The organism is Roseovarius sp. THAF8 (genome assembly GCF_009363735.1).
Taxonomy (GTDB): Bacteria; Pseudomonadota; Alphaproteobacteria; order Rhodobacterales; family Rhodobacteraceae; genus Roseovarius.
The window spans coordinates 124590-148512 of sequence record NZ_CP045411.1 but is presented as its reverse complement, the minus strand read 5'-3'; the positions used below and the strand labels follow the sequence as shown (position 1 = coordinate 148512).

The 23923-nt window shown below is 58.1% G+C and carries 27 protein-coding genes and 1 pseudogene; 11 read left to right on the top strand and 17 right to left on the bottom strand.

Annotated elements, in window-relative coordinates:
- Positions 1-34: 34 nt before the first annotated feature.
- From FIU85_RS20615 to FIU85_RS20590, 6 genes are all read right to left on the bottom strand, one after another.
- Positions 35-799, bottom strand: a complete 765-nt coding sequence (locus tag FIU85_RS20615) for a MauE/DoxX family redox-associated membrane protein (RefSeq protein WP_057796881.1) — start codon at positions 797-799, stop codon at positions 35-37.
- A gap of 1 nt (position 800) precedes the next feature.
- Entirely contained in the window at positions 801-1670 is an 870-nt protein-coding gene (locus FIU85_RS20610; protein WP_152477318.1) for a DUF305 domain-containing protein, read from the bottom strand.
- Between the two features lie 100 nt (positions 1671-1770).
- Positions 1771-2729 (bottom strand): IS630 family transposase gene (locus FIU85_RS20605; protein WP_152477317.1). Its coding sequence is split into 2 segments (ribosomal slippage): positions 1771-2385 and positions 2388-2729, totalling 957 coding nucleotides; the frame shifts between segments, so codons are not numbered across the junction.
- A gap of 99 nt (positions 2730-2828) precedes the next feature.
- Positions 2829-3245: an ion channel gene (locus FIU85_RS20600; protein ID WP_057796883.1), complete on the bottom strand. Its 417-nt coding sequence runs from the start codon at positions 3243-3245 to the stop codon at positions 2829-2831.
- Positions 3246-3259: 14 nt separating this feature from the next.
- Positions 3260-3679, bottom strand: a complete 420-nt coding sequence (gene cueR / locus FIU85_RS20595; protein WP_057796884.1) for a Cu(I)-responsive transcriptional regulator — start codon at positions 3677-3679, stop codon at positions 3260-3262.
- Between the two features lie 13 nt (positions 3680-3692).
- The gene (locus FIU85_RS20590) at positions 3693-6212 is read right to left on the bottom strand and encodes a heavy metal translocating P-type ATPase (RefSeq protein ID WP_172977594.1); all 2520 of its coding nucleotides are present in this window, start codon (positions 6210-6212) and stop codon (positions 3693-3695) included.
- A gap of 137 nt (positions 6213-6349) precedes the next feature.
- On the opposite strand from FIU85_RS20590, the gene FIU85_RS20585 reads away from it, so the two are divergent.
- Positions 6350-6556, top strand: a complete 207-nt coding sequence (locus tag FIU85_RS20585) for a heavy-metal-associated domain-containing protein (RefSeq protein WP_057796886.1) — start codon at positions 6350-6352, stop codon at positions 6554-6556.
- A 53-nt stretch (positions 6557-6609) separates the two neighbouring features.
- Here the strand turns inward: FIU85_RS20585 and FIU85_RS20580 are convergent, their stop codons facing one another.
- The 6 genes and pseudogenes from FIU85_RS20580 to FIU85_RS20560 form a co-directional block, all read right to left on the bottom strand.
- The gene (locus FIU85_RS20580; protein ID WP_057796887.1) at positions 6610-7335 is read right to left on the bottom strand and encodes a DsbA family protein; all 726 of its coding nucleotides are present in this window, start codon (positions 7333-7335) and stop codon (positions 6610-6612) included.
- Between the two features lie 2 nt (positions 7336-7337).
- The gene (locus FIU85_RS20575) at positions 7338-7763 is read right to left on the bottom strand and encodes a c-type cytochrome (RefSeq protein WP_057796903.1); all 426 of its coding nucleotides are present in this window, start codon (positions 7761-7763) and stop codon (positions 7338-7340) included.
- 59 nt (positions 7764-7822) lie between these two features.
- Positions 7823-8257 carry a multicopper oxidase domain-containing protein gene (locus FIU85_RS22630; protein ID WP_328586706.1) on the bottom strand — a complete coding sequence of 145 codons (435 nt, stop codon included), beginning with the start codon at positions 8255-8257 and terminating at the stop codon, positions 7823-7825.
- Positions 8241-9215 carry a multicopper oxidase family protein gene (locus FIU85_RS20570; RefSeq protein ID WP_328586707.1) on the bottom strand — a complete coding sequence of 325 codons (975 nt, stop codon included), beginning with the start codon at positions 9213-9215 and terminating at the stop codon, positions 8241-8243. Before FIU85_RS20570 ends, FIU85_RS22630 begins: the two co-directional genes overlap by 17 nt.
- A 108-nt stretch (positions 9216-9323) precedes the next feature.
- Positions 9324-9782 carry a cytochrome c gene (locus FIU85_RS20565; protein WP_057796888.1) on the bottom strand — a complete coding sequence of 153 codons (459 nt, stop codon included), beginning with the start codon at positions 9780-9782 and terminating at the stop codon, positions 9324-9326.
- Between the two features lie 12 nt (positions 9783-9794).
- Positions 9795-10370, bottom strand: a pseudogene (locus tag FIU85_RS20560) (L,D-transpeptidase).
- Positions 10371-10837: 467 nt separating this feature from the next.
- Between FIU85_RS20560 and FIU85_RS20555 the strand changes: the two are divergent.
- Positions 10838-11991, top strand: a protein-coding gene (locus FIU85_RS20555) for an IS3 family transposase (protein ID WP_201455468.1) whose coding sequence is annotated in 2 segments (ribosomal slippage) — positions 10838-11105 and positions 11105-11991 — 1155 coding nt in all. Because the reading frame shifts where the segments join, the coding sequence is not laid out codon by codon here.
- Here FIU85_RS20555 and FIU85_RS22420 read toward each other — a convergent pair.
- The 3 genes from FIU85_RS22420 to FIU85_RS20540 are packed head-to-tail and all read right to left on the bottom strand — an operon-like array spanning position 11909 to position 14441.
- Entirely contained in the window at positions 11909-12313 is a 405-nt protein-coding gene (locus FIU85_RS22420; RefSeq protein ID WP_160321424.1) for an SHOCT domain-containing protein, read from the bottom strand. The genes FIU85_RS20555 and FIU85_RS22420 overlap by 83 nt on opposite strands.
- Positions 12310-13722 carry an ATP-binding protein gene (locus FIU85_RS20545; RefSeq protein ID WP_057796890.1) on the bottom strand — a complete coding sequence of 471 codons (1413 nt, stop codon included), beginning with the start codon at positions 13720-13722 and terminating at the stop codon, positions 12310-12312. Before FIU85_RS20545 ends, FIU85_RS22420 begins: the two co-directional genes overlap by 4 nt.
- Positions 13719-14441, bottom strand: coding sequence for a response regulator (locus tag FIU85_RS20540; protein ID WP_057796891.1), 723 nt, complete (start codon positions 14439-14441; stop codon positions 13719-13721). The genes FIU85_RS20545 and FIU85_RS20540 overlap by 4 nt, the downstream gene beginning before the upstream one ends.
- A 166-nt stretch (positions 14442-14607) precedes the next feature.
- On the opposite strand from FIU85_RS20540, the gene FIU85_RS20535 reads away from it, so the two are divergent.
- Positions 14608-14883, top strand: a complete 276-nt coding sequence (locus tag FIU85_RS20535; protein WP_057796892.1) for a hypothetical protein — start codon at positions 14608-14610, stop codon at positions 14881-14883.
- 303 nt (positions 14884-15186) lie between these two features.
- On the opposite strand, the gene FIU85_RS20530 is transcribed toward FIU85_RS20535, so the two are convergent.
- On the bottom strand, positions 15187-15465 hold the full coding sequence (locus FIU85_RS20530) for a YncE family protein (RefSeq protein WP_144435650.1): 279 nt from the start codon (positions 15463-15465) through the stop codon (positions 15187-15189).
- A 15-nt stretch (positions 15466-15480) separates the two neighbouring features.
- Here FIU85_RS20530 and FIU85_RS20525 point away from each other — a divergent pair, with 15 nt between their 5' ends.
- Positions 15481-16086, top strand: coding sequence for a hypothetical protein (locus tag FIU85_RS20525; protein ID WP_152477315.1), 606 nt, complete (start codon positions 15481-15483; stop codon positions 16084-16086).
- A gap of 251 nt (positions 16087-16337) precedes the next feature.
- Here FIU85_RS20525 and FIU85_RS20520 read toward each other — a convergent pair whose 3' ends face one another.
- Positions 16338-16616 carry a hypothetical protein gene (locus FIU85_RS20520; RefSeq protein WP_057796894.1) on the bottom strand — a complete coding sequence of 93 codons (279 nt, stop codon included), beginning with the start codon at positions 16614-16616 and terminating at the stop codon, positions 16338-16340.
- 203 nt (positions 16617-16819) lie between these two features.
- Here FIU85_RS20520 and FIU85_RS22415 point away from each other — a divergent pair, with 203 nt between their 5' ends.
- The 7 genes from FIU85_RS22415 (at position 16820) to FIU85_RS20480 (ending at position 23884) form a co-directional block, all read left to right on the top strand.
- On the top strand, positions 16820-17284 hold the full coding sequence (locus tag FIU85_RS22415) for a DMT family transporter (protein WP_236544606.1): 465 nt from the start codon (positions 16820-16822) through the stop codon (positions 17282-17284).
- Positions 17285-17308: 24 nt separating this feature from the next.
- The gene (locus FIU85_RS22410; protein ID WP_236544607.1) at positions 17309-17617 is read left to right on the top strand and encodes an EamA family transporter; all 309 of its coding nucleotides are present in this window, start codon (positions 17309-17311) and stop codon (positions 17615-17617) included.
- A gap of 222 nt (positions 17618-17839) precedes the next feature.
- Positions 17840-18472: an RNA polymerase sigma factor gene (locus FIU85_RS20510; protein ID WP_057796895.1), complete on the top strand. Its 633-nt coding sequence runs from the start codon at positions 17840-17842 to the stop codon at positions 18470-18472.
- Positions 18473-20162: 1690 nt separating this feature from the next.
- The gene (locus FIU85_RS20495) at positions 20163-20375 is read left to right on the top strand and encodes a DUF5676 family membrane protein (RefSeq protein ID WP_057796896.1); all 213 of its coding nucleotides are present in this window, start codon (positions 20163-20165) and stop codon (positions 20373-20375) included.
- A gap of 273 nt (positions 20376-20648) precedes the next feature.
- On the top strand, positions 20649-22952 hold the full coding sequence (locus tag FIU85_RS20490; protein ID WP_216647100.1) for a copper-translocating P-type ATPase: 2304 nt from the start codon (positions 20649-20651) through the stop codon (positions 22950-22952).
- A 51-nt stretch (positions 22953-23003) separates the two neighbouring features.
- Positions 23004-23237: a DUF2933 domain-containing protein gene (locus tag FIU85_RS20485; RefSeq protein WP_082631175.1), complete on the top strand. Its 234-nt coding sequence runs from the start codon at positions 23004-23006 to the stop codon at positions 23235-23237.
- Positions 23234-23884: an isoprenylcysteine carboxylmethyltransferase family protein gene (locus tag FIU85_RS20480; RefSeq protein WP_201455466.1), complete on the top strand. Its 651-nt coding sequence runs from the start codon at positions 23234-23236 to the stop codon at positions 23882-23884. Before FIU85_RS20485 ends, FIU85_RS20480 begins: the two co-directional genes overlap by 4 nt.
- The last annotated feature ends 39 nt before the right edge of the window (positions 23885-23923 follow it).

Sequence of the window (23923 nt, the reverse complement as noted above, 5' to 3'; positions counted from 1 at the left end):
ATGTTCGGGTGGCGCGGTTGCCACCCGAACACTACTACCATCCGAGCGCGAACACTTTAATTGGCATCCAGATGCCCATGAGCATCATCATCAGGTTTTCAGTCAGAGAGATGAAACCCAGTGGCACATTGCTGTCACCGCCCACACAGGCACATTTAAGCTCGCGTTTATCGACATAGACCGCCTTAAAAACGCTTATAGCTCCCACCGTTCCAATGAACAGCGCAACCGGCGCCGACAGCCAAGTGAGAGCGCCAGTAACCATAAGGATACCAGCGAAAGCTTCCCCAAATGGATAGAGGTAGCCGTATCGGACCCAACGGCGAGCCAGTAGATCGTAATTCAGGAACATTGTAGAGAAGCTCTCGACATCCTGCAGCTTCTGCACGGCGAGAAAGCACATGGAAATGGCGATGAACCATTCCGCCGCGCGCAGCGTGAAGATGCTACCGAAGCTTGCCCAGCTGAGGCCGAGCGCTAAGAAAAACGCGACCGAGAAGATCGCAATGACTGGCCGATAACTGGTTTCGTCGCCTTCCGTATTGTCGTTGCCGAAGTGCACTCGCAAAGCCTCGTAACCACCGATCCGCTCACCGTCGATGAAAGTCTGTGGCGTGGTCTCGACGCTGTGCTGTTCCATGAAGGCATCGGTGTCCTCCCGGGTGGTGAGATGGTGGTCCTCGACCTCATACCCCTCCCTTTCAAGAAGATCCTTCGACTTCAGGCCATAGGGACAGAGATGACCCGGCATCACCATGCGATAGAGCTTCGCCGTGCTCGGAGTTGCCTGCTGGTCCATGTCAGCCCCCGCAGCTGTAGAAGCCGCGGTAGCCGGCGTAGAGACCGGCGTCGAGCTCCAGCGTCATCGTCGCCTCGACCGGCTTGCTGCCCACCGAGTCAAGCGCCGCTCCGTCCTCGGCGGCGGTGAGAAGGATCGCCAGACCCTCGGTGCCTAGTTCCCCGGCCGCACCTTGGTCGATCCGCACGAGGTCGCCGCTCAGCTTGACCAGCCCGACGGCCTCACCATTCACTTCGCCAAGTGCCAGAGAAGCCGGACTGCCAGTGGTGTAGTTGAAGGTGCAGGCCGCGCCATTGGGCAGAAGCTGAGCGATCTCCTCCTCGGTCAGGAAACCGGGATCGAGCACGGCTATGTTCGCGGTAGAAAGGGCTTCGTCGAGGTTCACGATGCGAGGGCTCACGGGTTTCTCAGGCTCGGATACGTCACCCGAGGCCTCCATCTCGTTGATGAGATAGCGCATTTCAGCGATTTCCTTGTCCTGCGCATAGATAATCTCGTCCGCCAGCTTGCGCACCCGGGGATCGGAGATGTTGGCCCTGCTCGACGTCATGATCGCGATCGAATGGTGCGGGATCATCGCGCGCATGAAACTGGTATCGCCAACCGTCGCCTGGCTGCGCACGAGCCAGAGCGACCCGGCGAAAGCGATGGCAGCTCCCGCGAAAATCGCCGTATTGATCGCCTTGCGTGAATACATCGAGAGCATGAAGGCCAGCATAATGAACGCCATCGTCGCGCCCATCAGCAGTGCCATGTAAGCCCGGGTTTCGGACCAGAAAACGTGGGAAATGAGGTAAGTATTCAAATACATAAGTCCGAACATTACAACCGTGGAGGTCGCAATCATGGCTGCAAATCTCCAATATGACATGTTGTACTCCTTCTGCTTTCACTGTCGTCGCGGACATAGCAACAACAACCATCCAGCGCTGGAGGGTTCCAGATTTTCCGGGCATTAAAGCGTTTCGAGATTAGTTTGAGACATATCCGGCGGCCTTGAAGTAGTTCCAGCACTCTTCTGGGTCGTAGAGATCGCAGATTTCTCGGATCGCCTCGAAGAGTTCGGTGAAGGTTCTTGCTCCGATCCGTCGCAAGTGGGCTTTCAGTTTCAAGAAGGCTTGTTCTATGGGATTCAAGTCGGGCGAGTATGGCGGCAGGTATAGAAACCAGCAGCCATGGTCGCGCAGGGCTTGTGCCGCCTCTTTGTTGCGATGTGTGGCCAGGTTGTCGAGGATGACCACGGTGCCGGGTGCGATTTCCTTGACGAGGACTTCTCGGATGTAGGCAGCGAAGGCCGGACCGTCCATTGCGCCCCTGATGACCCATGGCGCGATCAGCGCGTCGCTGGTCAGCCCCGCGATCAATGTTTGTGTTCCCCAATTTCCAAAAGGCGCGTCCATGGTCAGGCGTTCCCCTTGGGGTGCCCAGCCTCGGAGCCGGGTGAGGTTCGTCTTCACCGCTGTTTCGTCAATGAAAACCACGTGGTCTGGCATACGGGTGATGGCCGGAGAACGATAGGCGGCCCAGTCGTCGCGCCGGCGTCTTACCTTGGCGCGGCGGCGTTCGGTGGCCACCAGCGACTTTTTTTGTGCGTGAAGCCAAGGCGCTTCAGCAAACTGGCAACGGCTGAATGATGAACCGTGATCCCCTCGGCATCGGCAAGCGCATCGCGCAGCTCGAACAGGGTTATGTCAGGGTCTTGCGCCACCAACTCTCGGAAGAACTCAACATGGGGCGCCAACTTTCCGCCGCCACGTGGACGCCCCATCCGCGCAATGTGGACCGCGCCGGAGGCATGTATTTGCCGCCTCCAGCGTGCGCCAGTTGCCGCAGAAACCTGAAGACGGCGTGACGCCTCCCTGCCTGACAGCCCTTCTTCGATCAATCGCAAGAAACGATCTCGGAGTTCCTTTGGCAACGGTGCTGGCATGGTCCTGATCCTCCCACAAAGGGTGAATCACAAATCCGACCTCAGGGGAATCCCTCCGATTCAAACTTTGATCGAAAAGCTTTAAGTCATCTGAGGCTTCTAGTCCTTCCCTCTCGTAACCACGAGAAAGATGGTGGAGGCCGAGCAACTAATTAGGAGAAAGCCATTCAGGGCCTCGGCACCGGCCAGAAAACGCAGATGGTCCGTGGGATAGATATCGCCGAGGCCGAGGGACGAATAGTTGACCAGGGAAAAGTAGAAAACGTCCATAAACGTGTCGATGTTCTCCTGTTCAAAGCCGCCGATACCGATGAGTTCACCGAAACTGAAGCCGAGGGCATAAAGTCCGGCTTCAATGATGTGGGCAAGCGCAAGCGTATAAAGAGCAAAAAGGAGACGTGCGGACTGTGTGGACGGCGTCCCACGCGCCCGGTTCATCACAAGGGTCATCGCACGGACGTGCACCAGCCCGCTCGACCCGAATAGAACGACAACCAGAAGGATGGCCCAAACCACGTCTTCGGACCCAACTAAGTTGATTTGCGCCGGTCGTCCTCGTCGCGCCGTTTCATGGCCAGATCGGCCAGGATCGGGCAGTCCGGGCGATGATCTCCGGCACACTCCTCGACGAGATGCGCGAGTGTCGCTCGCATTTCCTTTAACTCGGCGATCTTGCCGTCGATTCGCTCAAGATGTTGCTTGGCGATCTCCTTCACCTCGGCGCTGGCACGTTTTTCGTCTTCGTAGAGCGCAAGAAGATTACGGCAATCTTCAATTGTGAAACCGAGCGCACGGGCGCGTCCCAGAAACGCCAGCTTGTGCGCGTCACTTTCACGGAACGTGCGATAACCGTTCGAACTGCGCAAGGGCTTGACCAGTCCGATATCTTCGTAATAGCGGATCGTCTTGGCGGGCAGCCCGGAAAGGTCGGCGACATCTCCGATATTCATTCCATGATCCTCCTTATTGAGCGGCGACAGGGGCAGGGGAAAGAGAATTCGCCCCTTCAGATTTCAAGCTGCTGGCTTCATCCATGGCCGGGCGGATCCGGCGCAAGCGCAGCGCGTTCGTCAGTACGAAGACCGAGCTCAGCGCCATTGCCCCGGCGGCCAGCACCGGCGACAGCAAAAGCCCGAAGGCCGGGTAGAGCACACCTGCCGCCACCGGGATCAGCGCGACATTGTAGCCGAAGGCCCAGAACAGGTTCTGGCGGATGTTGCGCATGGTCCGCCCGGACACATTGAGCGCGTTCACTACGCCGCGCAAATCACCCGACATCAGCACGACATCGGCAGATTCGATGGCAACATCGGTGCCGGTGCCAATGGCGATGCCTACATCCGCATGCGCCAGCGCGGGCGCGTCGTTGATGCCGTCCCCAACGAAGGCGATCTGTTGGCCGCCTTGCCGCAGTTCATCCAGCGCCGCCACCTTGCCATCGGGCAGGACGCCCGCGATCACGTGGTCGATGTCGATCTCCCGCGCGATGGCCTCGGCCGTTTCGCGCTTGTCGCCGGTGATCATCGCGACCTTCAGCCCGAGACCATGCAGCGCCTCGATGGCGGCGGCGCTGGCGGGCTTCACCGGGTCGGCCACGCCGATGACCGCCGCGACCTTTCCATCCACGGCCGCGAAAAGGGCCGTCCGGCCCTGCTCCGCGAGCCGGCGCTCGGTATCGGCCAGCGCCTCGATGCTCAGTTCCTCGCGGGTCATCAGGCGATCCGCGCCGACAAGCACGTCGTGCCCCGCGACCTTGGCGCGCACGCCGTAGCCGGTGATCGAGTCGCAGCTTTCGACGTCACGCCGTGCCGCGCCCTCGGCCTGAGCCGCGCGCATGATCGCCTCGGCAATGGGATGTTCGGACTGCGCCTCGACAGCCGCGACTAGCGCCAGAACCTCGGCCCGCTCAAATCCGTCGGCCAGAACGAGGTCGGTTAGTTCGGGGCGGCCCTCGGTCACGGTGCCGGTCTTGTCGAGCGCGACCATGTCCACGCCAGTCAGCTGTTGCAAAGCGTCGCCCTTGCGGAAGAGCACGCCCATTTCTGCGGCGCGCCCGGTGCCGACCATGATCGAAGTGGGCGTGGCCAGCCCCATCGCGCAGGGGCAGGCGATGATCAGCACCGACACGCCCGCCACCAGAGCGTAAGACAGCGCAGGCGACGGCCCCAACAGCAGCCAGACCAGCACAGCCAAGGCCGCCAAAGCCATGACCGCCGGCACGAACCAGAGCGTGATCCGGTCCACCATGCCCTGGATCGGCAGCTTGGCGCCCTGGGCTTGCTCGACCATGCGGATGATCTGCGCCAGCGTTGTGTCCGCCCCCACGCGGGTCGCGCGGAACCGGAAACTGCCCGTACCGTTGACGGTGCCGCCGGTCACCGGATCGCCCTCAGCCTTGACCACGGGGACCGGCTCACCGGTGATCATGCTCTCGTCGACATGCGCGCGGCCTTGCGTCACTTCGCCATCCACCGCGATGCGCTCACCCGGCCGCACGACGAGGGTGTCGCCCACGCGGATGCGCTCAATGGCCACGTCCTGCGCCTCGCCGTCCACCAGAACCCGCGCCGTGCGGGCCTGAAGGCCCAACAGCTTCTGGATCGCGGCCCCTGTACGCCCCTTGGCGCGCGCTTCCATCCAGCGGCCCAGCAGGATCAGCACCACAATGACCGCAGCAGCCTCGAAGTAAACGGCGCGAGCCGCCTCGGGCAGCACGGACGGCGCGAAAAGCGCGGTGATAGAATAGACATACGCGGCCCCGGTCCCCACCGCGACAAGGCTGTTCATGTCGGGCGCGCCTTTCACCAGAGCGGGGAACCCCTTGGTGTAAAATTGGAGACCGGGCCAGAAAAGCACGATGGTCGTCAGCACGAACTGGATCATCCAGCTGGCCTGATGGCCGATCGTGCGGCCGATCATCTCGTGCATGCCCGGCACGAGATGCGCCCCCATCTCAAGCAGGAACACGGGCAAGGCCAGCGCCGCTGCGAAAGCGGTCCGGCGGGCGAGCGCACGGGCCTCGCCTTCCTTGCGCGCGCCGCGATCCTCCGCAGTGCCGTCGTCGGCCAATTCGGCCGAATAGCCCGCCGCCTCGGCGGCCTTCAGAAGTTCGACCGGGTCGGTCGCGCCCTCGACATAGGTGACGGTCGCGGTTTCTGACGCGAGGTTGACATTGACCCCGCTCACCCCTGCCACTGCCGCGAGCGCCTTGTCGACGCGACCAACGCAGGAGGCGCAGGACATGGAAGAGACGTTCAGGCGCGCCGTTTGCGTTCGGGCGGGATAGCCGGCATGCTCCAGCGCCCCGATCACCTCGGGGATCCGGGCATCCGAGTTGATCCGGGCCTGCGCCGTTTCGGCGGCGAGGTTCACGTTCACCTCGTCGACCCCGGGTAATGCTAAAAGCGCACGCTCGACCCGACCGACGCAGGACGCGCAAGACATGTTTTGAACAGAAAAACGCAAATCTCTTGAGCCCGGCATGAACGTCTCCTTCATCTACTGAAAGATATCTAAGGCTTCCCCCCGCTGGAAGGTCAACAATGCCGGGATATTTTTTCGCCCTTGACCTTCCCATGCAGGAAGCAGGCATCTAATGCCGAGAACTGGAGAAAACAGATATGCGCAGCTTCAAGGTTCCGGATATGAGTTGCGGCCATTGCACCGCAACGATCGAAAAGGCGATCAAGGCGATAGACCCAACATCGTCCGTGACCTGCGATACGGGTACGCGGCAAGTCGAGGTTGATAGCGTGCTGAACGAGCACGTCCTGACGGAGGCGATCCGAAATGCCGGTTACGGTGTCACGGCTGCTTCGACGACCTGAAGATCACCGGTGCCGGGCAATTCTGGCGCCAGTTCTCCATCGTCGCATGAGGTTCATTCCCTTTCGCGGGCCTCATCGACCAAGGCTTCCAGTTGGTCTTGTTCGATCAAACCGGGAACCAGGTTGTCGCCGATCACGAAGGACGGTGTGCCGTTGAAACCCAACGCCTGCGCCAGCCGCATCGATTCGTCGATGTGCGCCTGGACTTCCGGCGCCTCCATGTCCGAACGCAGCTGGTCCACGTCAAGGCCGATTTCTTCGGCGATCCGCAGGACAGACGCCTCTTGCGCACGTTCCGCCATGCCCATCAACGCCCAGTGGAATTCCTCATACTTGTTCTGATTGCGTGCCGCCAAGGCCGCCTTCGCCGCAAAGACCGACCCGTCGCCGAGTATCGGCCATTCGCGAAAGACGAACCGCACATTCAGGTCCGCCTCGATCAAACCTTCAACCTCCGACATGGCCCTGCGGCAATAGGGACAGTTGTAGTCGAAAAACTCCACAACAGTGACGTCCCCGTCAGGATTGCCCAGCACCGGTGCGTTCGGATCCTGTTCCAAGAGCTGGCGTTGTTCCTTGAGCACGTCGGTCGTGGCCTCTGCCTGCGCGGTCGCTTCCTGCTGTTCGAGAAGCTGCACCGCTTCCATGATGATCTGGGGGTTTTCCAGAATCGCTTCCAAGGCCAGTTCCTTGACGCGTTCCTCGCTCAGCTCCTGTGCGAACGCGGAAAGCGGCAACAGGATGCTAATGGCGAGCACTGCCAGTCGAAGCGATTTCATTTTCAGTCTCCTCTTTTTTGCTGTTCCGCTTCGCTGCGGGCGGCCTGGACCTCCCGCTGACGGTCGGGCCATGTGGATTTGATGAAGGCGAGGATGTTCCAGATCTGCGCATCGGTCAGCTCATTGCCAAAACCGGGCATGCCGCTTTGGAAATCCACACCCTGCTTCGCGAGGGTCTTCTTTCCGCCGAGCTTGGTATAGTCGAACAGAATACTATCAGGATGATGCCAGGTGTGACCGGTTTCGTCATGCGGGGGTGCGGGCAGGATGCCATCCTCTCCGGCCGAGCGCCATCCGGCCTGTCCCTCGAGATCGGCGCCGTGGCAAGAGGCGCAATACTCCTGATAGAATTCTGCGCCCTCGGCGAGATCGACAGACTGCGGCGGTTCCGGCGTGGCGGAGGTGCCGGATGTCCCTCCCGCCATCATCCAGGCGCCGACTCCAGCCGCGCCGGCCATGAGCAGAAAGAGGATCAGCCAACGTCGCATCATGTCACCTTCATCCAGGTCATCATGCCCGAGGCCGCGTGGCTGAGCATGTGGCAGTGAAACAGCCAGTCGCCGGGATTGTCGGCCACGAAACCGATCGTGTGGGTCTGGCCGCCGAACATCAGGATCGTGTCGCGCAAGGGACCGAGCCCGCCATCCTCGCCGATCTCGCGGAAATGCAGCCCATGCAGGTGCATCGCGTGGGGAAAGGACGTGTCGTTGTAGATCTGCAGCTTGACCGTTTCGCCCTTCGCGACATCTACGAGCGGCGCATCGGTCATGCCGATCGTTCCATTGAACGACCAGAACTGGTTGGCGACCACCAACTCGCGAAAGCTTTTCTTCTCGCCATTCAGAAACGCGCTGTCGAGCGTGCCCATTGCGCCGCCCTGCATGTCGAGCCGCACGGTCCTGGCGTCATCGAGGCCGATCACCTCCATCCCCGGATTGGGTCGCAGCGCGTCCGGTGCATCCCGGGAGCGTGGTCGAGGCCTTTCCAGTCACGGTGAAAGCCACCTGCGAGGCCGCCTCCTGATCGTCGAGGCGAACGAGATGGGCGGTTTCCTCGGGCGCGGCGGTCACGTCGACGATCAGATCGGCCCGCTGACCGGGGCCGAGGATCAGCGCCTCAGCGAGCGGCTCGGGCCGGGGCAGTGGCATGCCGTCCAGTGCAACCGTCCAGCCCTCCATGCCATGAAGCGACAGCACGAAAATCCTGGCGTTGGCCGCGTTGACGAGGCGCAGGCGCAGACGTTCGTGTTGGCGCACCTCCAGGGAAAGGTCGTGCCGGCCGTTGGTGGCGATGAAATTGCCGCGCCGCCCGGCATGGCCGCGGTCATGGCGCGAGGTGAAGTCCGGGACGATCTGCGCCATTTCGGGGTCGAGCAGCCAGTCATCAAGGATCAGTACCTCTTCCCGATCCAGGTCCGGCGGCTCGGATTCCTCGACGATCAACGCGCCATAGAGCCCGCGCGCCACCTGTTCGGTCGAGCGGTTATGAGCGTGATACCAGTAGGTTCCGGCATCCGGCGCGATGAAATCATAATCAAAGCTCTGCCCCGGCTCGACCGCGGGCTGGGTCAGCCCGGCAACACCATCCATCGCATTGTCTATGCGAACCCCGTGCCAATGCACCGTGCTTGCCTGGGGCAGTGCGTTCATGAAGCGGCGTTGCAGCCGCGCACCCTGCTGAAGACGCATTTGAGGGCCGGGCATCGCGCCGCCATAGCCCCAGATTTCGGTCTTGGGATAGCCTTCCGGCGCCAATTGAACGCTGGCCGTGCGGGCGTCCAGGGATTGAAACTCTGACGTTGCGGCATAAAGCCGCTTTGGAAGGGCAAGCGCCGCGGTGATAGCCGCCCCCTGCATGAGAAAATCGCGTCGCGTCGGCATGGAGAATCCTGTGTTTCAATCGCGGCAATTATGGCGCCGGCAATCAGATCTGAAAATCGGAAGATCAGGCCGGATAGTGAGAGTGGGCACCCGGAACCTGCCCAAGGCTCAGTTGATCCCGTTCTCCCTTTGCAATTCACGTACATAGCGTGCGATCAACTTGACGTCGCCATCGGTCAAACCTTCGACCGGTGGCATGTTTCCGAATTTCCAGTGATGCGCGCGCACACCGTTTTTCGCGGCCATCACGAACGCCATGTCGGAATGGTGGTTCGGTTCGTAGATCTTGTGCACGAGTGGTGGTGCGACCCCGTTCTGGCCTGCGGCGTTCTTGCCGTGACATTCCGCACATGTCGCCTCGTAGGCCCGCTTGCCCATCTGCGCCTGGTCCGAAAGCTCCGCCGGCAGCGAAACTTCGACCATGGGGGCGCCCGATTCCAGATCACTGGTGTCGGGAGGTACCATCGAATGGCCCATCCCCTGCTGGGGTTGCTGCGCGATTTTCCAGTAGACTACCGCGCCGCCCAACACGAAGAAGGCCAGAATGGCTAGAACTGTCTTGTTCATTTGATCCTTACTTCAGATAAGTTTGACTTGGGTGCCGATTGGAGTCCTGTCGAACACTTCGATGATATCTTCGTTGTGGAGACCGATGCAGCCGCTGGAGGATTTGCGACCGATCTTGCGCGTGTCGCCGGTCCCATGGATGCGGTAGTACTGCCAGGTCAGATGCATGGCGCGCACGCCCAGCGGGTTCTCGGGGCCGGGGGCGACATATGCCGGCAAAGACGGATCGCGCTCGCGCATCGACGGGGTGGGCACCAAATCCGGCGCATCGTCCTTGTAGACGATTCGCTATAGCCACGCCGCGTGAGTTCGTCGCCCTTAGGAACCGATGTGGGGTAGATGCGCATCTCCCCATCCGCGGTCCAGTGCTGAAGAACTCTGGTGTTGGTATCGGAAAGCAGAATTCCTTTGCCGAGCGCGTCAAAGTGATCCTGCCAGCGATGCAACCGGAATGACGAAATATTCCGGCGAACTGAGTCCGAACTCTTGGGCACGCAACACCGATGGTGCCGCAAGAGCAACGAGCCCTCCAACCGAAAAGAATAGAAAGCCTCGGCGTCTTATTGCCCTGGGGGTCTTGTCTTCCATCGTCCGTCTCCGCGCATTCGATCCTTGAATGGGACTCTTGAACCGCCTTCCCGCACTGGAAGATCAAGAATGGTCGGGATGAAAACTCCGTGAAATACGTAACGGTTTGTATCGCTCACCTCCCTGCAGGATAAGCCTTTAGCAGGGTTTCGAATTACGGGGTCTCGACATTATGAAAATGGCCAAATCACGAGTAGAGCTTTCCAATTCAAGTAACATGATGAACTTTGGGATATGAGTCTGCTGTGCGGTCACACTTGCGCCGGTTTTGTTTTATGCTGTGGCAGGTCGCGTATCTGTTGGTTTCTCGAGCAACACGTTCATACTCGCGCCTTTGGCATGATGTCTGGGAGGTCATTTCGGCGAAGCGGGAAAGGGCATGATGGCTTAGCCTTGGAGTTCTTGCTTGCGGCGCCGAAACTCATCTTGGACCTGTCCCGGAATTGTTCCGCTCCTTTGACTTGGTAATTTGCCACAAAGGAGAGACATCATGGCACAAAAAACCAACCCCGGAATTCCGCGCCGAGGCAGTGGGGATAGCTTTGACCAGCGGACTGCCGCGTAAACAAGTGGCCGCCGATTTTGGCGTAGGCTTCTCCACGTTGAGCCGCTGGATTCAGAAGGATCGGCGCAATCCAGAGAAACCAACGGTCCAGTCTGATCTCGAACGCGAGATCACGGAGCTGCGGAAAGAGAACCGCATGCTCCGGGAGGAGAGGGAGGTGTTAAAAAAGGCCACGGTGTTCTTTGCGGAGAGAAGCAAATGAGGTTTGCCTTCGTTGAAGAACACCGAAACGACATCCCGGTGAACCGCTTGTGTGAGATTATGGACGTCAGCCCGCGAGGCTACCGCGCCTGGCTGTCCCGCCCTGCCAGTCGGCAGCAACGCACCGACATGGTGTTGCTCGCCCACATCCGCGAACAGTTCCGCTTGTCTCTGGGCAGCTACGGCAGGCCCCGCATGACCGAAGAGCTGAAGGAGCTGGGGTTTGATGTCGGGCATCGCCGCATTGGCCGTTTGATGCGACAGAACCGCATTACGGTGAAGAGGAACAAGAAGTTCAAGGCTACGACCGACAGCAATCACAGCTTCAACATCACGCCGAACCTGCTGAACCGGGACTTCTATGCGGATCGCCCCAACCAGAAATGGGCGGGCGACATCAGCTATGTCTGGACGCAGGAGGGGTGGCTCTATCTGGCTGTCATCCTCGACCTGCATTCTCGACGTGTCATTGGTAGGGCCGTCAGCAGCCGGATGAAACGCGATCTGGCGATCCGGGCACTGAACATGGCGATTGCGATGCGGCGGCCACACAAGGGCTGCATCCACCATACGGATCGCGGCTGCCAATACTGCTCTCACGACTACCAGAAAATCCTGCGCCAGGACGGCTTCAAGGCATCTATGAGTGGGACCGGGAACTGCTACGACAACGCTGCCGTCGAAACCTTTTTCAAGACCATCAAGGCGGAACTGCTGTGGCAGCGGTCTTGGCGGACACGTCGCGATGCTGAGATGGCCATCTTCGAATACATCAACGGCTTCTACAATCCGCCTCGAAGGCACTCAGCATTGGGCTGGAAAAGCCCCTTGGCCTTCGAAGCAAAGGCTGCATAAGTGAGCAATCGGAGCGGCACGAAAGCGTGACAGGTCCATCTTCGTCGATCTCACCGCGTGCATAGCGTTCCTTGAGGATCTCCATCGCATCGCGAGTTTCGCCCAAACGGTTGCTGGTGAGCATACGGAAGAAGAATACGGTAACCGCGATAATCACCCCCCAGAAAAGGATCATGCCGAAACCTCCCAACCAACCATGACCATCTCCCCACATCATGTGTCCAAAAGTGTTATCAGCAATGCCGCCTGGATCCGCGAGGGCCGAGACTGTGCCCGCAAACAGAGCGATTACGCTGGATTTGACCGTCAAATAGGCATTCATGATATTGTCTTTTCTTGCTGGTTGGAACTTTGTGAAAACGGCAAATCGAGTCGCGCAAGAAGCCCGCCGTCCGGGTGGTTCTGCAAAATTATATCGCCGCCATGCGAGCGCAGGATGGTGCGTGCGATTGACAGGCCGAGACCGGTGCCACCCGTCTCGCGTGAGCGTGACGTCTCGACCCGAAAAAATGGTTCGAAAACCTCTTCTAGCTGCGTCTCCGGGATGCCGGGACCATGATCACGAACCCAGATCGATGCCCTGTCATACTCGCGGCTATACGTGACCTCGACATCGTCGCCGTAACGTACTGCATTTTCTATGACGTTCCGCAAAGCTCGGCGCATGGATTGAGGCCGAAGCCTCACCCGAAGCGGTGTGTCCGTTTCGAGTCGGAATGCGTTGAGCATGTCACACTTCAGCTCAGTGAGAAATTCCCCCAATTCTATTGTTTCAGGAGGTTCACTTATTGCCATGCCTCGAGCAAAAGCCAGTGTGCGCTCGACCATATCCTGCATTTCCTCGATGGATTTCACCAAGGCGTCACGCGTCTCTTCCTCATCCACCATCTCTGCGTGAACCCGCAAAGCGGTCAGTGGCGAACGCAAATCGTGACCCAGAGCGGCCATTATACGCGTCTTGTCAGCGACCGTGCGCACCAGTCTCTCCTGCATGTGATTGAAGGTATCCGTCAGTTCTCTGACTTCGCTTGGTCCCGCGACTGGGAGTGGCTTGTTTTCCTCTCCCCTGCCAAGCCTGTCTGCGGCTTGCGCCAAGCGCCTTAACGGCCAGGTCAGGCGAGCAAGCAAGTACCAAAAAGCAACACCAATCAGGAACGCCGCCGTGAAACCAAAGCTCACCGCAGAAAAGATTGGCCACTGTAGCGGCGGTCGCTGAAAGCGCGTATCGACATTCAGCCATGTGCCATCTTCAAGCGCGATAGACAGTGTCAATTCAAGCCCCGAGATCTTGTCATGCATCATCTGCTTGTGCTCTGCGGCCATCTCCGGCGGCACTGACCTCATTGGCGGGAATGCGCGCTCAACCTCATGCAATTCTACTCGGATTTCGCGACTGTCTTCAGCGCCGAACAATGACCTGACGCGCGCTTCGACAGCTCCTCCCGCGCGGTGATCAAGATGATCCACAGCCGCCTGCGGGTCGGTCCGAAACCGTGCCAGCGGCGAATCTGCGGCGCGAAGAATCGAGGCTCGCAAGTCCGTTGGGGCCTGTTCTAGTAGCATGGCCACATTCGCCGCGCGCCCAGCCGCCTCGGCTCCTATTGCAGCACGTATCGCGAGACTGCGCTCGTCCACAAACAGCCAAATGCTAATCGCCTGAGCCACGGCGAGGCTACCAATGATGAGCAACAGAAGCTGGACGCGTAAACTATCCAGACGCTTGCGGATCACTGCTGCACCTCGACATCCGTTGCAAGGCAATAGCCCCCGTTTCGAACCGTTGTGATGATCTTCGGACGACCCGGGTTGTACTCGATCTTCCGCCTGAGGCGGCTGATCTGGTTGTCAATTGTCCGGTCGAAAGCGGCCGGTGTTCGTCCGACTGCCAGGTCTAAAAGCTGTTCTCGGCTAATCACGATACGCGGGCGTTCGAGCAGGATCGTAAGAAGTTTGAACTCTGATGTCGTCAGTACGTCCTCGCGGCCGTCCTCTGCGAAAAGGCGGCGCGTATCGGTTTCGAGCGTCCAGTCCGCGAACCTAACCCTGCTCCCCGTAAGACTCCCGGCAAGTGCTTCCGGTTTCTGCGCGCGGCGCAGAATTGCCTTTATCCGCGCCAGTAGCTCGCGAGGATTGAAGGGCTTGGGCAAATAGTCATCCGCACCGACTTCGAGGCCGATGATGCGGTCCATTTCCTCGCCAAGCGCTGTCAACATGAGGATGGGGGCCAGCCCTTTGGTGGACAGACGACGACAGACCGATATCCCGTCTTCGCCCGGCATCATCACGTCAAGGACAATAAGGTCATAGCGGCCAATCTTGAGTAGACTATCCATCTGGGAAGCGTCGACCGCCGTCGTCACGCGCATGTCATTCTTTTCCAGGTATCGCGCAACCGCTTTGCGAATTTCGGCGCTGTCGTCGACCAGAAGTATGTGCGGAGAGTTTGTCATCTTTTGTAACTAAGCGATGAAAGGATCGCTGCCGAGAAAATTTGTCGCGAAACGTAACAAAGCCGCACTTTGCGACAGATTGATACACACGTGCCGTCAGCAGCGTTCCAAAACCAAGTCATACTTCATCGGCAAACAATGCATGTAGGACAAAAGGAAAAAGTGAATGGGACGTAAACTGGCACTGATTTTTTGTACAACTGTCGCGGTGTCTGCTGGTGGTATTGTCTTGGCAGACAACGGCTACGGTACCGGGCATCACGAACTGCCCAAGCGAGGTGATGCCACCCATTCGGGAGATACAATGAAAGGCCACTTTCGGCACATAGACCGCAATCAGGACGGCATGGTGTCGCGCGAGGAGGTTGAAGCCCACGATGAACGTGACAAATGGTTCAAGCGAAACGCCCTGCTCGGGGAGTTTGCTGATCCAGGATTTTAGTTGTGAAGAACTCTCACAAAAGGGCAGGGTGGCTTGCTGAACAAGAGCGTGATCGAATTCTGCTCTCGCAGGCTTAGCTTTTGATTGAAGGAAGCTATCTCAAGCAGCTGAGCCGCTACAAGTTTTTCAGAGTTGACTAAATTGGCCACGTCGTGACGGCCCTTATTTCCGGAGCGGCGTGGTGATTTGCTTCAGCCTAGACTGCCAGCAGGGCCGTTGTACATACCGCAGCGTTGCTTATGCTGATTTGGCACTAACTAATCAGCTCAACTGCTTTGTCAGTAATCTTGCATAGCGGTGGACCTAAAACTGCAGTGTCCGATTGGGCTGAAATCGCCAGAACCTATGGTATTTGAACGAATTGATTCCCACGCGCCCACCTGTTGCGCGGTCAATGCGTACCACAAGGTTACGCTCGCGTGCACTCGACCAGATTGCATCTTTATCCGCTGCAACGCCGTGCAGGTTTCCTCCAAGTTCAAACGAATCAAGAGTTTCACCACTGTCGGCATTTTCAATTGAAACCTTGCCGACGTCAGACTCGCTGATAATCAATTGACGGGCCTCGGCATCCAGCATCATGTGCTTGGGTGGACCTTGCAGTTTGAAGTTGCGCGTAACTATCCCGTCTTCAGGATCGAGTTCGCTGATCGCGTCATTCCCGGCGTTGGAAACGAAGAAATAGCCCTTCTTTGGCTAGGCGATTACATATTCCGGGATCGGACCCGTGGCGACGATCGCAGTAACCTCACCGTGTTCCAGGTCGATCAGCGAAACAGCATCGAGTCCAGGATGCGTCACCGCGGCGAAGCGTTCATCCGACGAAACCCCGACATGGTGTATTATGCCGGGAACTTCGACGCGACGCAGGATTTCATGACTGTCCGCGTCGACCAAGGTGATCAGGCTCGAAGTGGTCGGGCCGGCATCTTCTCTGCCTCCATGGTGAGCTACGTGATCCTCCTCAGAAACTTCGGAAGGCTTGGGCACCATGCCGACTTCGGTTTCCGTAAGACTACCGGCAACCAGGATGCCGCGGTTTGTTGCGCCTGCCAGTTCGTGAACGTTGTCGAGACCCTCGATGCGGCCAACAGCCTCAAAGGCTTCATTCAGATGAAGTACTGTTCCGAGTTCTCCTTCCGGAATTTACACATCGGCTATTGCAGCGCTGCTAGTGAGTACTGTTGCACCGATTGCCAGTAACGGCATTCTCATAGGGTCGCTCCTTGTTTGCGCATAGCTTTCCGTGTTGATTTCCGAAGCTACCCGAAACGGGAATCGATGAACTGCGTCGACTGTGCGTTCTCTACCGCGAGGCGAAGCACGGATGAAAGGAAAGCCATAGCCGTTGACGAAACTTAAGCTGACTGCGGCGCATATTGAGCGCCACAGTCGTGATCAAGCTACAGAGAATTTGACTTTCCTTTGTCAGCAACAGCGCCTGCTGTATAGCCTCATTGGCCTCGCTGCGGATTGTCAAAGCGCTCTTCGAACATGCTCTTGAATTCTGATGCAGCCTGCATATGGGCCTCCATCTCCGCGCGCGTGACCTTGCCGTCCTTGTTTTGATCGGCGTGATCGAAATGGCCGCGCATCGTATCGTTCATGTGGATATTGTTATCGCGGTCGGGCAGATCATGATGCCCGGTTATATATCCCGTGTCCGCGAGCGCTGCGCCGCCGAGAGCCGTAGCAAATGCGGTTGCGAGAATGAGCGTGGTGTTACGTTTCATTGAAAGCCTCCATTTTGGCGTGTTGCAGGACCAAAGTGGCAAATGCGACGTGTCTTGCAACAGGCTCCGGGCGCTGTCGTGTAACGGTCTGTCGCAAAAGCCGACCTGGTTACATTTGGTGACAGATTCCCTCGGTATCTGACGCTTGATCCTGTCGATCCTAGACAGGATGAACGTGAGCCGGTTCGATGAAAGGACTGCCTATGACACCAGTAGCGGCCCTGAAGGTTGTGCTTGCGATGGTGCTCTGGGTCTTGTGCTTTCCGGTCATCGTGGTCGGGCTCAAATACTCGCCTCATCTCACTTTTGCCGCCATGAGGGCGCTCCTCGCAGGCGGCGTGCTTACAGTTTTGGCGCTGATGTTAGGGCGACCATTTCCGCGAGGGCACCGGGTTTGGTTGACGCTAGCGGGAGCTGGCTTCGGTGCGACGAGTCTTGGCTTTCTTGGGATGTTTCATGCGGCAGAGTTTGCCTCACCGGGCTTTGCGACAGTAATAGCGAATACGCAACCTCTTCTGGCCGCTGTCCTCGCGGCGTTCTGGCTCGGGGAAAAGCTGTCCTTGATTGGTAGCATAGGCTTGTTTGCCGGATTTGCAGGGATCGTGCTAATTGCTCTGCCCGATTTTCTGGCTGATGGAAACGAGAGTTATGTTATAGGCGTTCTGTAAATCATTCTTGCAGCCGCTGGCGTTATGCTTAGCAACGTCCTGATAAAATCCATTGCAGGAAAGGTGGACACCCTTTCGGCAATGGGCGTGCAGATGCTGTTAGGTAGCGTACCACTCGTCATTGCGGCGATATCCATGGAGGAGCCAACTACAATTAACTGGGCGCCCGCATTCATCGCGTCGCTTCTCGTCCTGGCGATGGCAGGATCGGCACTTGTCTATTGGCTGTGGTTCTCAGCGCTTGAAACAGTTCCATTGAATCGGGCCATTGCCTTCAGTTTTCTCATTCCGGTTTTTGGACTGACCTTGGGTATCGTTGTCTATGGCGAGTGACTCTCTGTCTTACAAATTGTAGGCATCGTTATGATATTTTTGGGAATAGGGATGGTTCAGCGCGGAAAGGAAAGGACACTCAATGAGGTTTGAATACGCATTCTTCCGAAACAACCGAGAACCGGTCGTTCATCCGTCACCTTCGATGAACGAACTTGAGTGCCACGTTATGTTGAACTTAATGCAATTTGCTCGCATCTAAATGAAATGGAGGGATGAGATATGACGGAGCCAGACACAAAAACACGGGAACCTGCCCACGACCGCGACCCGGCCGAGATCGCGCTTGCAGAGGGTCGGCAAGCCTTTCTGGGATTTCTGGTGCGCCGTTTGGGCAACAAGGCGGATGCGGACGATGTTTTGCAGGAATTCTGCGTTCGGGTGCTGACGCGCAAAGACCAGCTGCGAGACGTGGAGCGAATGGATTCCTGGCTCTATGCCATCTTGCGATCGACGATGAACGATCATTTCCGTAAGTTGGCTCGCCGGGGGCGCCTCGCCGAAGCGTATGGCAGCGAACCCGAGGCATTGGCTGATGATGCCCCCGCACAGATGGCGCAATTTTGCCGTTGCCTGGATGGTCTGGTTCCGGCGCAGCGGGCAGCAGATGCAGAATTGATTCGTCGGGTCGACTTCGGAGAGGAGGACCGTGCCGCGGTCGCCTTCGACATGGGCCTGACCCGCAACGCGCTTGGCGTGCGTCTGCATCGTGCCCGCGCGGCCTTGCGCGATGCGCTGACGGGTCAATGTGGCAAGTGCTGCAAGACAGGTTGGGATGACTGCTACTGCACTCCGATCGGCTGCGAAAACCCCGAAGATGAGACCCACTGTGCTCCCAAGGACGCATCGAACTGATGCTAGGTGAATAGGCCCAGCTTGTAATGGATTCCGCCAGGAAGCGTCGACTTACGGGAAAGCCCAGGTCCGGGCGTCATGGCAGGGACACCAAAATGATCAGCGGAAAAAAATATATCGGATCAGGCAATCCATGAGCGCCTCGCCTCCTCAACGGAGTTGTTTAGTCTCGTTCACCGGATAGGCTGCGCTTGCGCGTCGCATTCGCACCATGCCGATGCTCCGGTTTCCCAAGAACTCTTTCGGAGGATCGAAAGTGACGGCCAGAGTCTGGTTGAAGCGGCCAGAATTTTGGGTCTCGGACCCAAGGACTGCGCCTACCTCCTTGCCGGATTACGTCGCGATATGGCGACCGAACTCGTGGTTCTGCTGCTAGATACCGAAAGACCGTCTCCTGTTGTCTCAAATGAGACCAACAATTCAAAGCTACGGAAGTAGCGGCCTGATAGCAGCAAAAACCAAACGAACAGTGCTGCGGCTAATGGCCGTCGTGAACTCGACCAACAGCAAGCGACGGGGAGCAAGATGTCCGATTTAAAAACAGGCAATTGATGTCCCAGACGCAAACGCTCGCGAGACTTTCTCTACTGTGCCACTGGCGCCACCGGAGTAGTGGCAACGGGCCCCGCCGTCTGGCATTGATCAATTCCGTGAATTCTTCGGCCGATATCATCAGCCAATCGACTAGTGTCGTCGATTTAACGGACGCTACTACAAGACCCGGGAGCGCGTTTGACTGGGCGGGAGATCCTGTCTTTATATAGCGGCGTTAGCCCGCGATGATCGCTAAGGCGCGAGCGGCAGTTTTGGATCAGCTCGTTGACCCGATTGACGACGTGAAGGACCCCCCACCGTCGACTAGGAGTTGACAGCGATTGATCAGAACAGATCGGCTCTGGAGGGCGGTCAAGGGTTAATCGTGGTTCGAACGTGCACCACCTATTTGGGGGTCTGCCGGTGGGTCAGCGTTGGAGAGTTCGGCGAGTGGTTTTGCGCGTGCCACTGATAGCAGTGCGATCAGTCGGGCTGAATTGGAAAAGGTCCCGTACCCCGAAATCTCGGCATTACGCCCTATAGCCTCGAGTCCGATTTGTTGCTGTTGATCGGAGCGACGTGACTGGCGGATGGGTCGCGGAATTCACCGAATTTCCTGTAATGGAATGTAGTAGTGGGCGTCTCCAATATGAAACCATGATTGAAGGAGACCAAGATGGCTCAGAAATCCATCCAAAACGATGAATCTCAAACCAAAACCGCAAAGTCCGGTGGGTGCTGTGGCGGCAGTTCCGTCAACACAGCTACCGAAGTCCAACCCAAGGCCAGATCGTCTGCTGCACCGTTGGGGAAATGCTGCTGCAGCAAAAATTGAGATCAGTTGCGACACGGCCTCGCTTAGCGAGAAGGACAGATCAGTAGCTGTTCAACATACGTCAAGAGAAAGGTTTCATAGCCATGATTATAATAAGCGTTTTTGCGGGTTCCTGTGCCCTGCTTTTCGTCCATTCGTACTACTCATGGCGAAATCGCGCGGTAGCTATCCCGGTTGTCCTCGAACGAGATCACACATCGGACGCCATTTTTGGGCGCACATTGTGACAAAACGATACAGGAAGCTTCGTGACAGCCCTTCGGCTGTGGGTGCAGTCATCGCCACAACGAGGCAGCTCTGAAAGGTTTGGAAGGAGAAATCATGTCAGATTTTAAATCGGTTCGTATCTATCCCCTAGGGATGGCCCTTGGGACTCTGCTGGCGATCAGCTTCGTGCTGTGCGTTATCTCCGGCCTGACATTCCCGACCGCCACCATGTATCAGGCCTGGCTACCACTTCTGCCCGGCGTGACTTGGATCAGCTGGCCAAGCGTCTTTCTGGGGCTGATCGAGAGCTTCGCCTATGGCTGGTAAATTGCCGTGATTTTCGTACCGGCGTTCAACTTCTTTTCGCGCAAGGCGAAGGCATGACAAACCAACAAGAGTACCCCCAAAAACCACCTTGTGGCCATCGTCCCTGCGCGTTGGGGGCGTCGGTTACATCGATCCAATAGTGACGAGCCAATTGCGAACAGGAAAGGAAGCAGGATGAACGTGACGAAATGCCGGGGCGGCAGGCAAAGAGAGGGTGACGAGAGCTATGACATGGTACCAGACGGCTATACCGGCACGGTCTATACCTGCTCGATGCACCCCGAAGTGCGTAGCGCCGAGGAAGGGAAATGTCCCAAATGCGGCATGTTCCTAGTGCCCGAAGGTGACGTTGGGCAGCAATGGCATCATGACCATTCTGGGCACGCCCATGCGCATGGCGCTGCAACTGTCGGGGTGAAGAACGGCGACTATGACACCGTGCCGGAGGGCTTCAACGGCACTGTCTATACGTGCCCGATGCATGCGCAGGTACGCCATCCTGGCCCCGGATCCTGTCCGATCTGCGGCATGGGGTTGGAGCCTGAAACAGTCAGCCTTGAGGATGATGGTCCGAATCCCGAGCTGGTCGACTTTACCCGTCGATTCTGGGCTGGTGTCGTGCTGACAATGCCCGTTCTCGTTTTAGCGATGGGTCCTTTCGTAGGTTTCACATATTTCATGGAGCAACTGGGCGAACGCCCTTCGCTCTGGCTGGAGTTGGCGCTCTCGACGCCCGTGATCCTTTGGTCGGGTTGGCCATTCTTTGTGCGCGGCTATCAGTCGTTCCGGACGATGAATCTCAACATGTTCAGCCTGATTTCGATGGGTGTAGGTGCGGCGTATATCTTCAGTATCGTTGCGGTCATCGCGCCGCAGATTTTCCCGACCGGGTTCCGCGATGAGAACGGCAATGTCGGCGTCTATTTCGAGGCCGCCGCCGTGATCGTAACGCTGGTTCTGCTGGGCCAGGTGATGGAATTGCGCGCCCGCGAAGGCACCGGCAAGGCGATCCGGGCCTTGCTGGACATGGCAGCCAAGACAGCGCTCGTGATCCGCCCTGACGGCACCGAAGAGGAAATCGAGCTGGACCAGGTGCAGCTGGGCGATCACATTCGCGTGCGCCCCGGCGACAAGGTTCCGGTCGATGGTGTGGTGGTCGAAGGCCGCTCCTCGGTGGACGAGTCGATGATTTCCGGAGAACCCGTCCCCGTCGAGAAGGTCGCGGGCGAACCCGTTACCGGGGCCACGATCAACGGCACCGGCAGCCTGGTCATCGAGGCCACGCGCATCGGGGCGGATACAATGCTTTCCCAGATCGTGCAGATGGTTGCCAACGCACAGCGCAGCCGTGCGCCGATCCAGAAATACGCCGATCAGGTCGCGGGGATGTTCGTGCCAGCGGTGATCGCCGTCGCAATCGTGTCATTCATCGTCTGGTCGATCTGGGGGCCTGATCCCGCAATGGCCTATGGCCTCGTCTCGGCTGTGGCGGTGCTGATCATCGCCTGTCCCTGTGCGCTTGGTCTTGCCACGCCGATGTCGATCATGACCGCCACGGGCACAGGTGCGCAGATGGGCGTACTGATCAAGAACGCCGAAGCGCTGGAGCGGTTTGAAAAGATCGACACGCTGATAGTGGACAAGACTGGTACGCTGACCGAAGGGAAGCCCAAACTGGTCGCGGTGCTGACCGAGGAAGGACATGACGAGGCCGAAGTCTTGCGCTTGGCCGCATCGCTGGAGCGCGGCTCAGAACACCCGTTGGCCGAGGCCATCGTGCGCGGGGCAGAGGAGCGCGGTGTCGATTTCACCAAGACCGAGGACTTCGAGGCGGTGACCGGCAAGGGCGTCAAAGGCCGCGTCGACGGCAAGTCGGTTGCGCTTGGCAATGCAGCACTGATCCACGACATGGGACTGGACAGCGGCGCGCTGGTCGACACCGCCAACGCGCGGCGCGACGAAGGCGAGACCGTAATGTTCATCGTACTGGATGGCACGATTGCCGGATTGGTCAGCGTCGCTGACCCGGTCAAGGAAACTACTCCCGCGGCCCTCAAGGCGCTACATGAACAAGGATTTCGGATCATCATGGCGACCGGCGACAACGAGCGCACCGCGCAGGCCGTCGCTAGCCGCCTCGGCATTGATGAGATTCGCGCTGATGTACTGCCCGAGGACAAAGCGCATATTATCCGCGAGCTGCAAAAACAGAGCCGAAAGGTCGCCATGGCCGGCGATGGGGTCAATGACGCCCCCGCACTTGCCCAGGCAGATGTCGGCATCGCGATGGGCACGGGAGCGGATGTGGCCATCGAAAGCGCGGGGTTCACATTGGTTAAGGGCAATCTCGACGGCATCGTGCGAGCCCGCAAACTGAGCCACGCCACGATGCGCAATATCCGCCAGAACCTGTTCTTCGCGCTGATCTACAACGCGTCGGGTGTGCCTATAGCAGCCGGTATCCTCTATCCGTTCTTTGGTATCCTGATCGGCCCAATTTTTGCCGCCTTCGCCATGAGCGCATCTTCGCTGTCGGTGGTGTTGAATGCTCTTCGGCTGCGGCGACTGAAGTTCTGAACCAATAATGGCAGACGATTTCTCCATTCAACAGTAACAGGATCAAAGCAGATGACTGAGCATGATGATAATCACGACAATCACGAAAACGGCTTTTGGAAATCTCGCACAGGCGTCTTTCTTCTGATTGCTCTCGGGATTGGTGCGTTCCTCCTCGCATTCGAACATCGCGTCCACATTTTTGGCGGTAATGGGTTTCTCGCGCTGCTTCTTCTCGGATGCGTCGTGATGCATCTCTTCATGCATGCTGGGCACGGGGGTCATGGCGGAGGCGATAAGTCATGATGCACGATCCCGGTTATGGGCTGTGGTTCTTTACCCTGCTGAATGCCGCCATTTTCATCATGTTTGCATTCAGCTTCTTCAAGCCGCAAACGGCGCGAGACTGGCGTAGTTTCGGAGCCTTCAGCGCATTTTTAGTGGCCCTGTTCACCGAAATGTATGGCTTTCCTCTCACGATTTATCTGCTGTCCGGTTGGTTGCAGAGCACTTACCCAGGGATTGACTGGTTTTCGCACGATGCCGGCCACCTTCCGGAAATGCTCTTCGGCTGGCAAGCCAACCCGCATTTCGGCCCTTTCCACATCCTAAGCTTCGTTCTGATCGGACTTGGGTTCTGGATGATCTCGGCCGCATGGCGAGTGCTTTACCAAGCCCAACGGAACGGCACGCTGGCTACCAGTGGTCCCTATGCGCGTGTCCGACATCCGCAATACGTGGGTTTCATCCTCGTTTTGACCGGCTTTCTGGTCCAGTGGCCAACATTGCTGACACTGGCGATGTATCCGGCGTTGTTCTGGATGTACGTGCGGCTTGCTCGCGCAGAGGAGCGGGAAACCCGGGCCGCGTTCGGAGACAGGTTCGACGCGTATGCCGCGCGAGTTCCCGCCTTCTTGCCAAACTTCACGCAGGCACATGACGCAACTCAATGACAAGACGGTAGTGGATCCCTGAACGACAATCCAACCGAT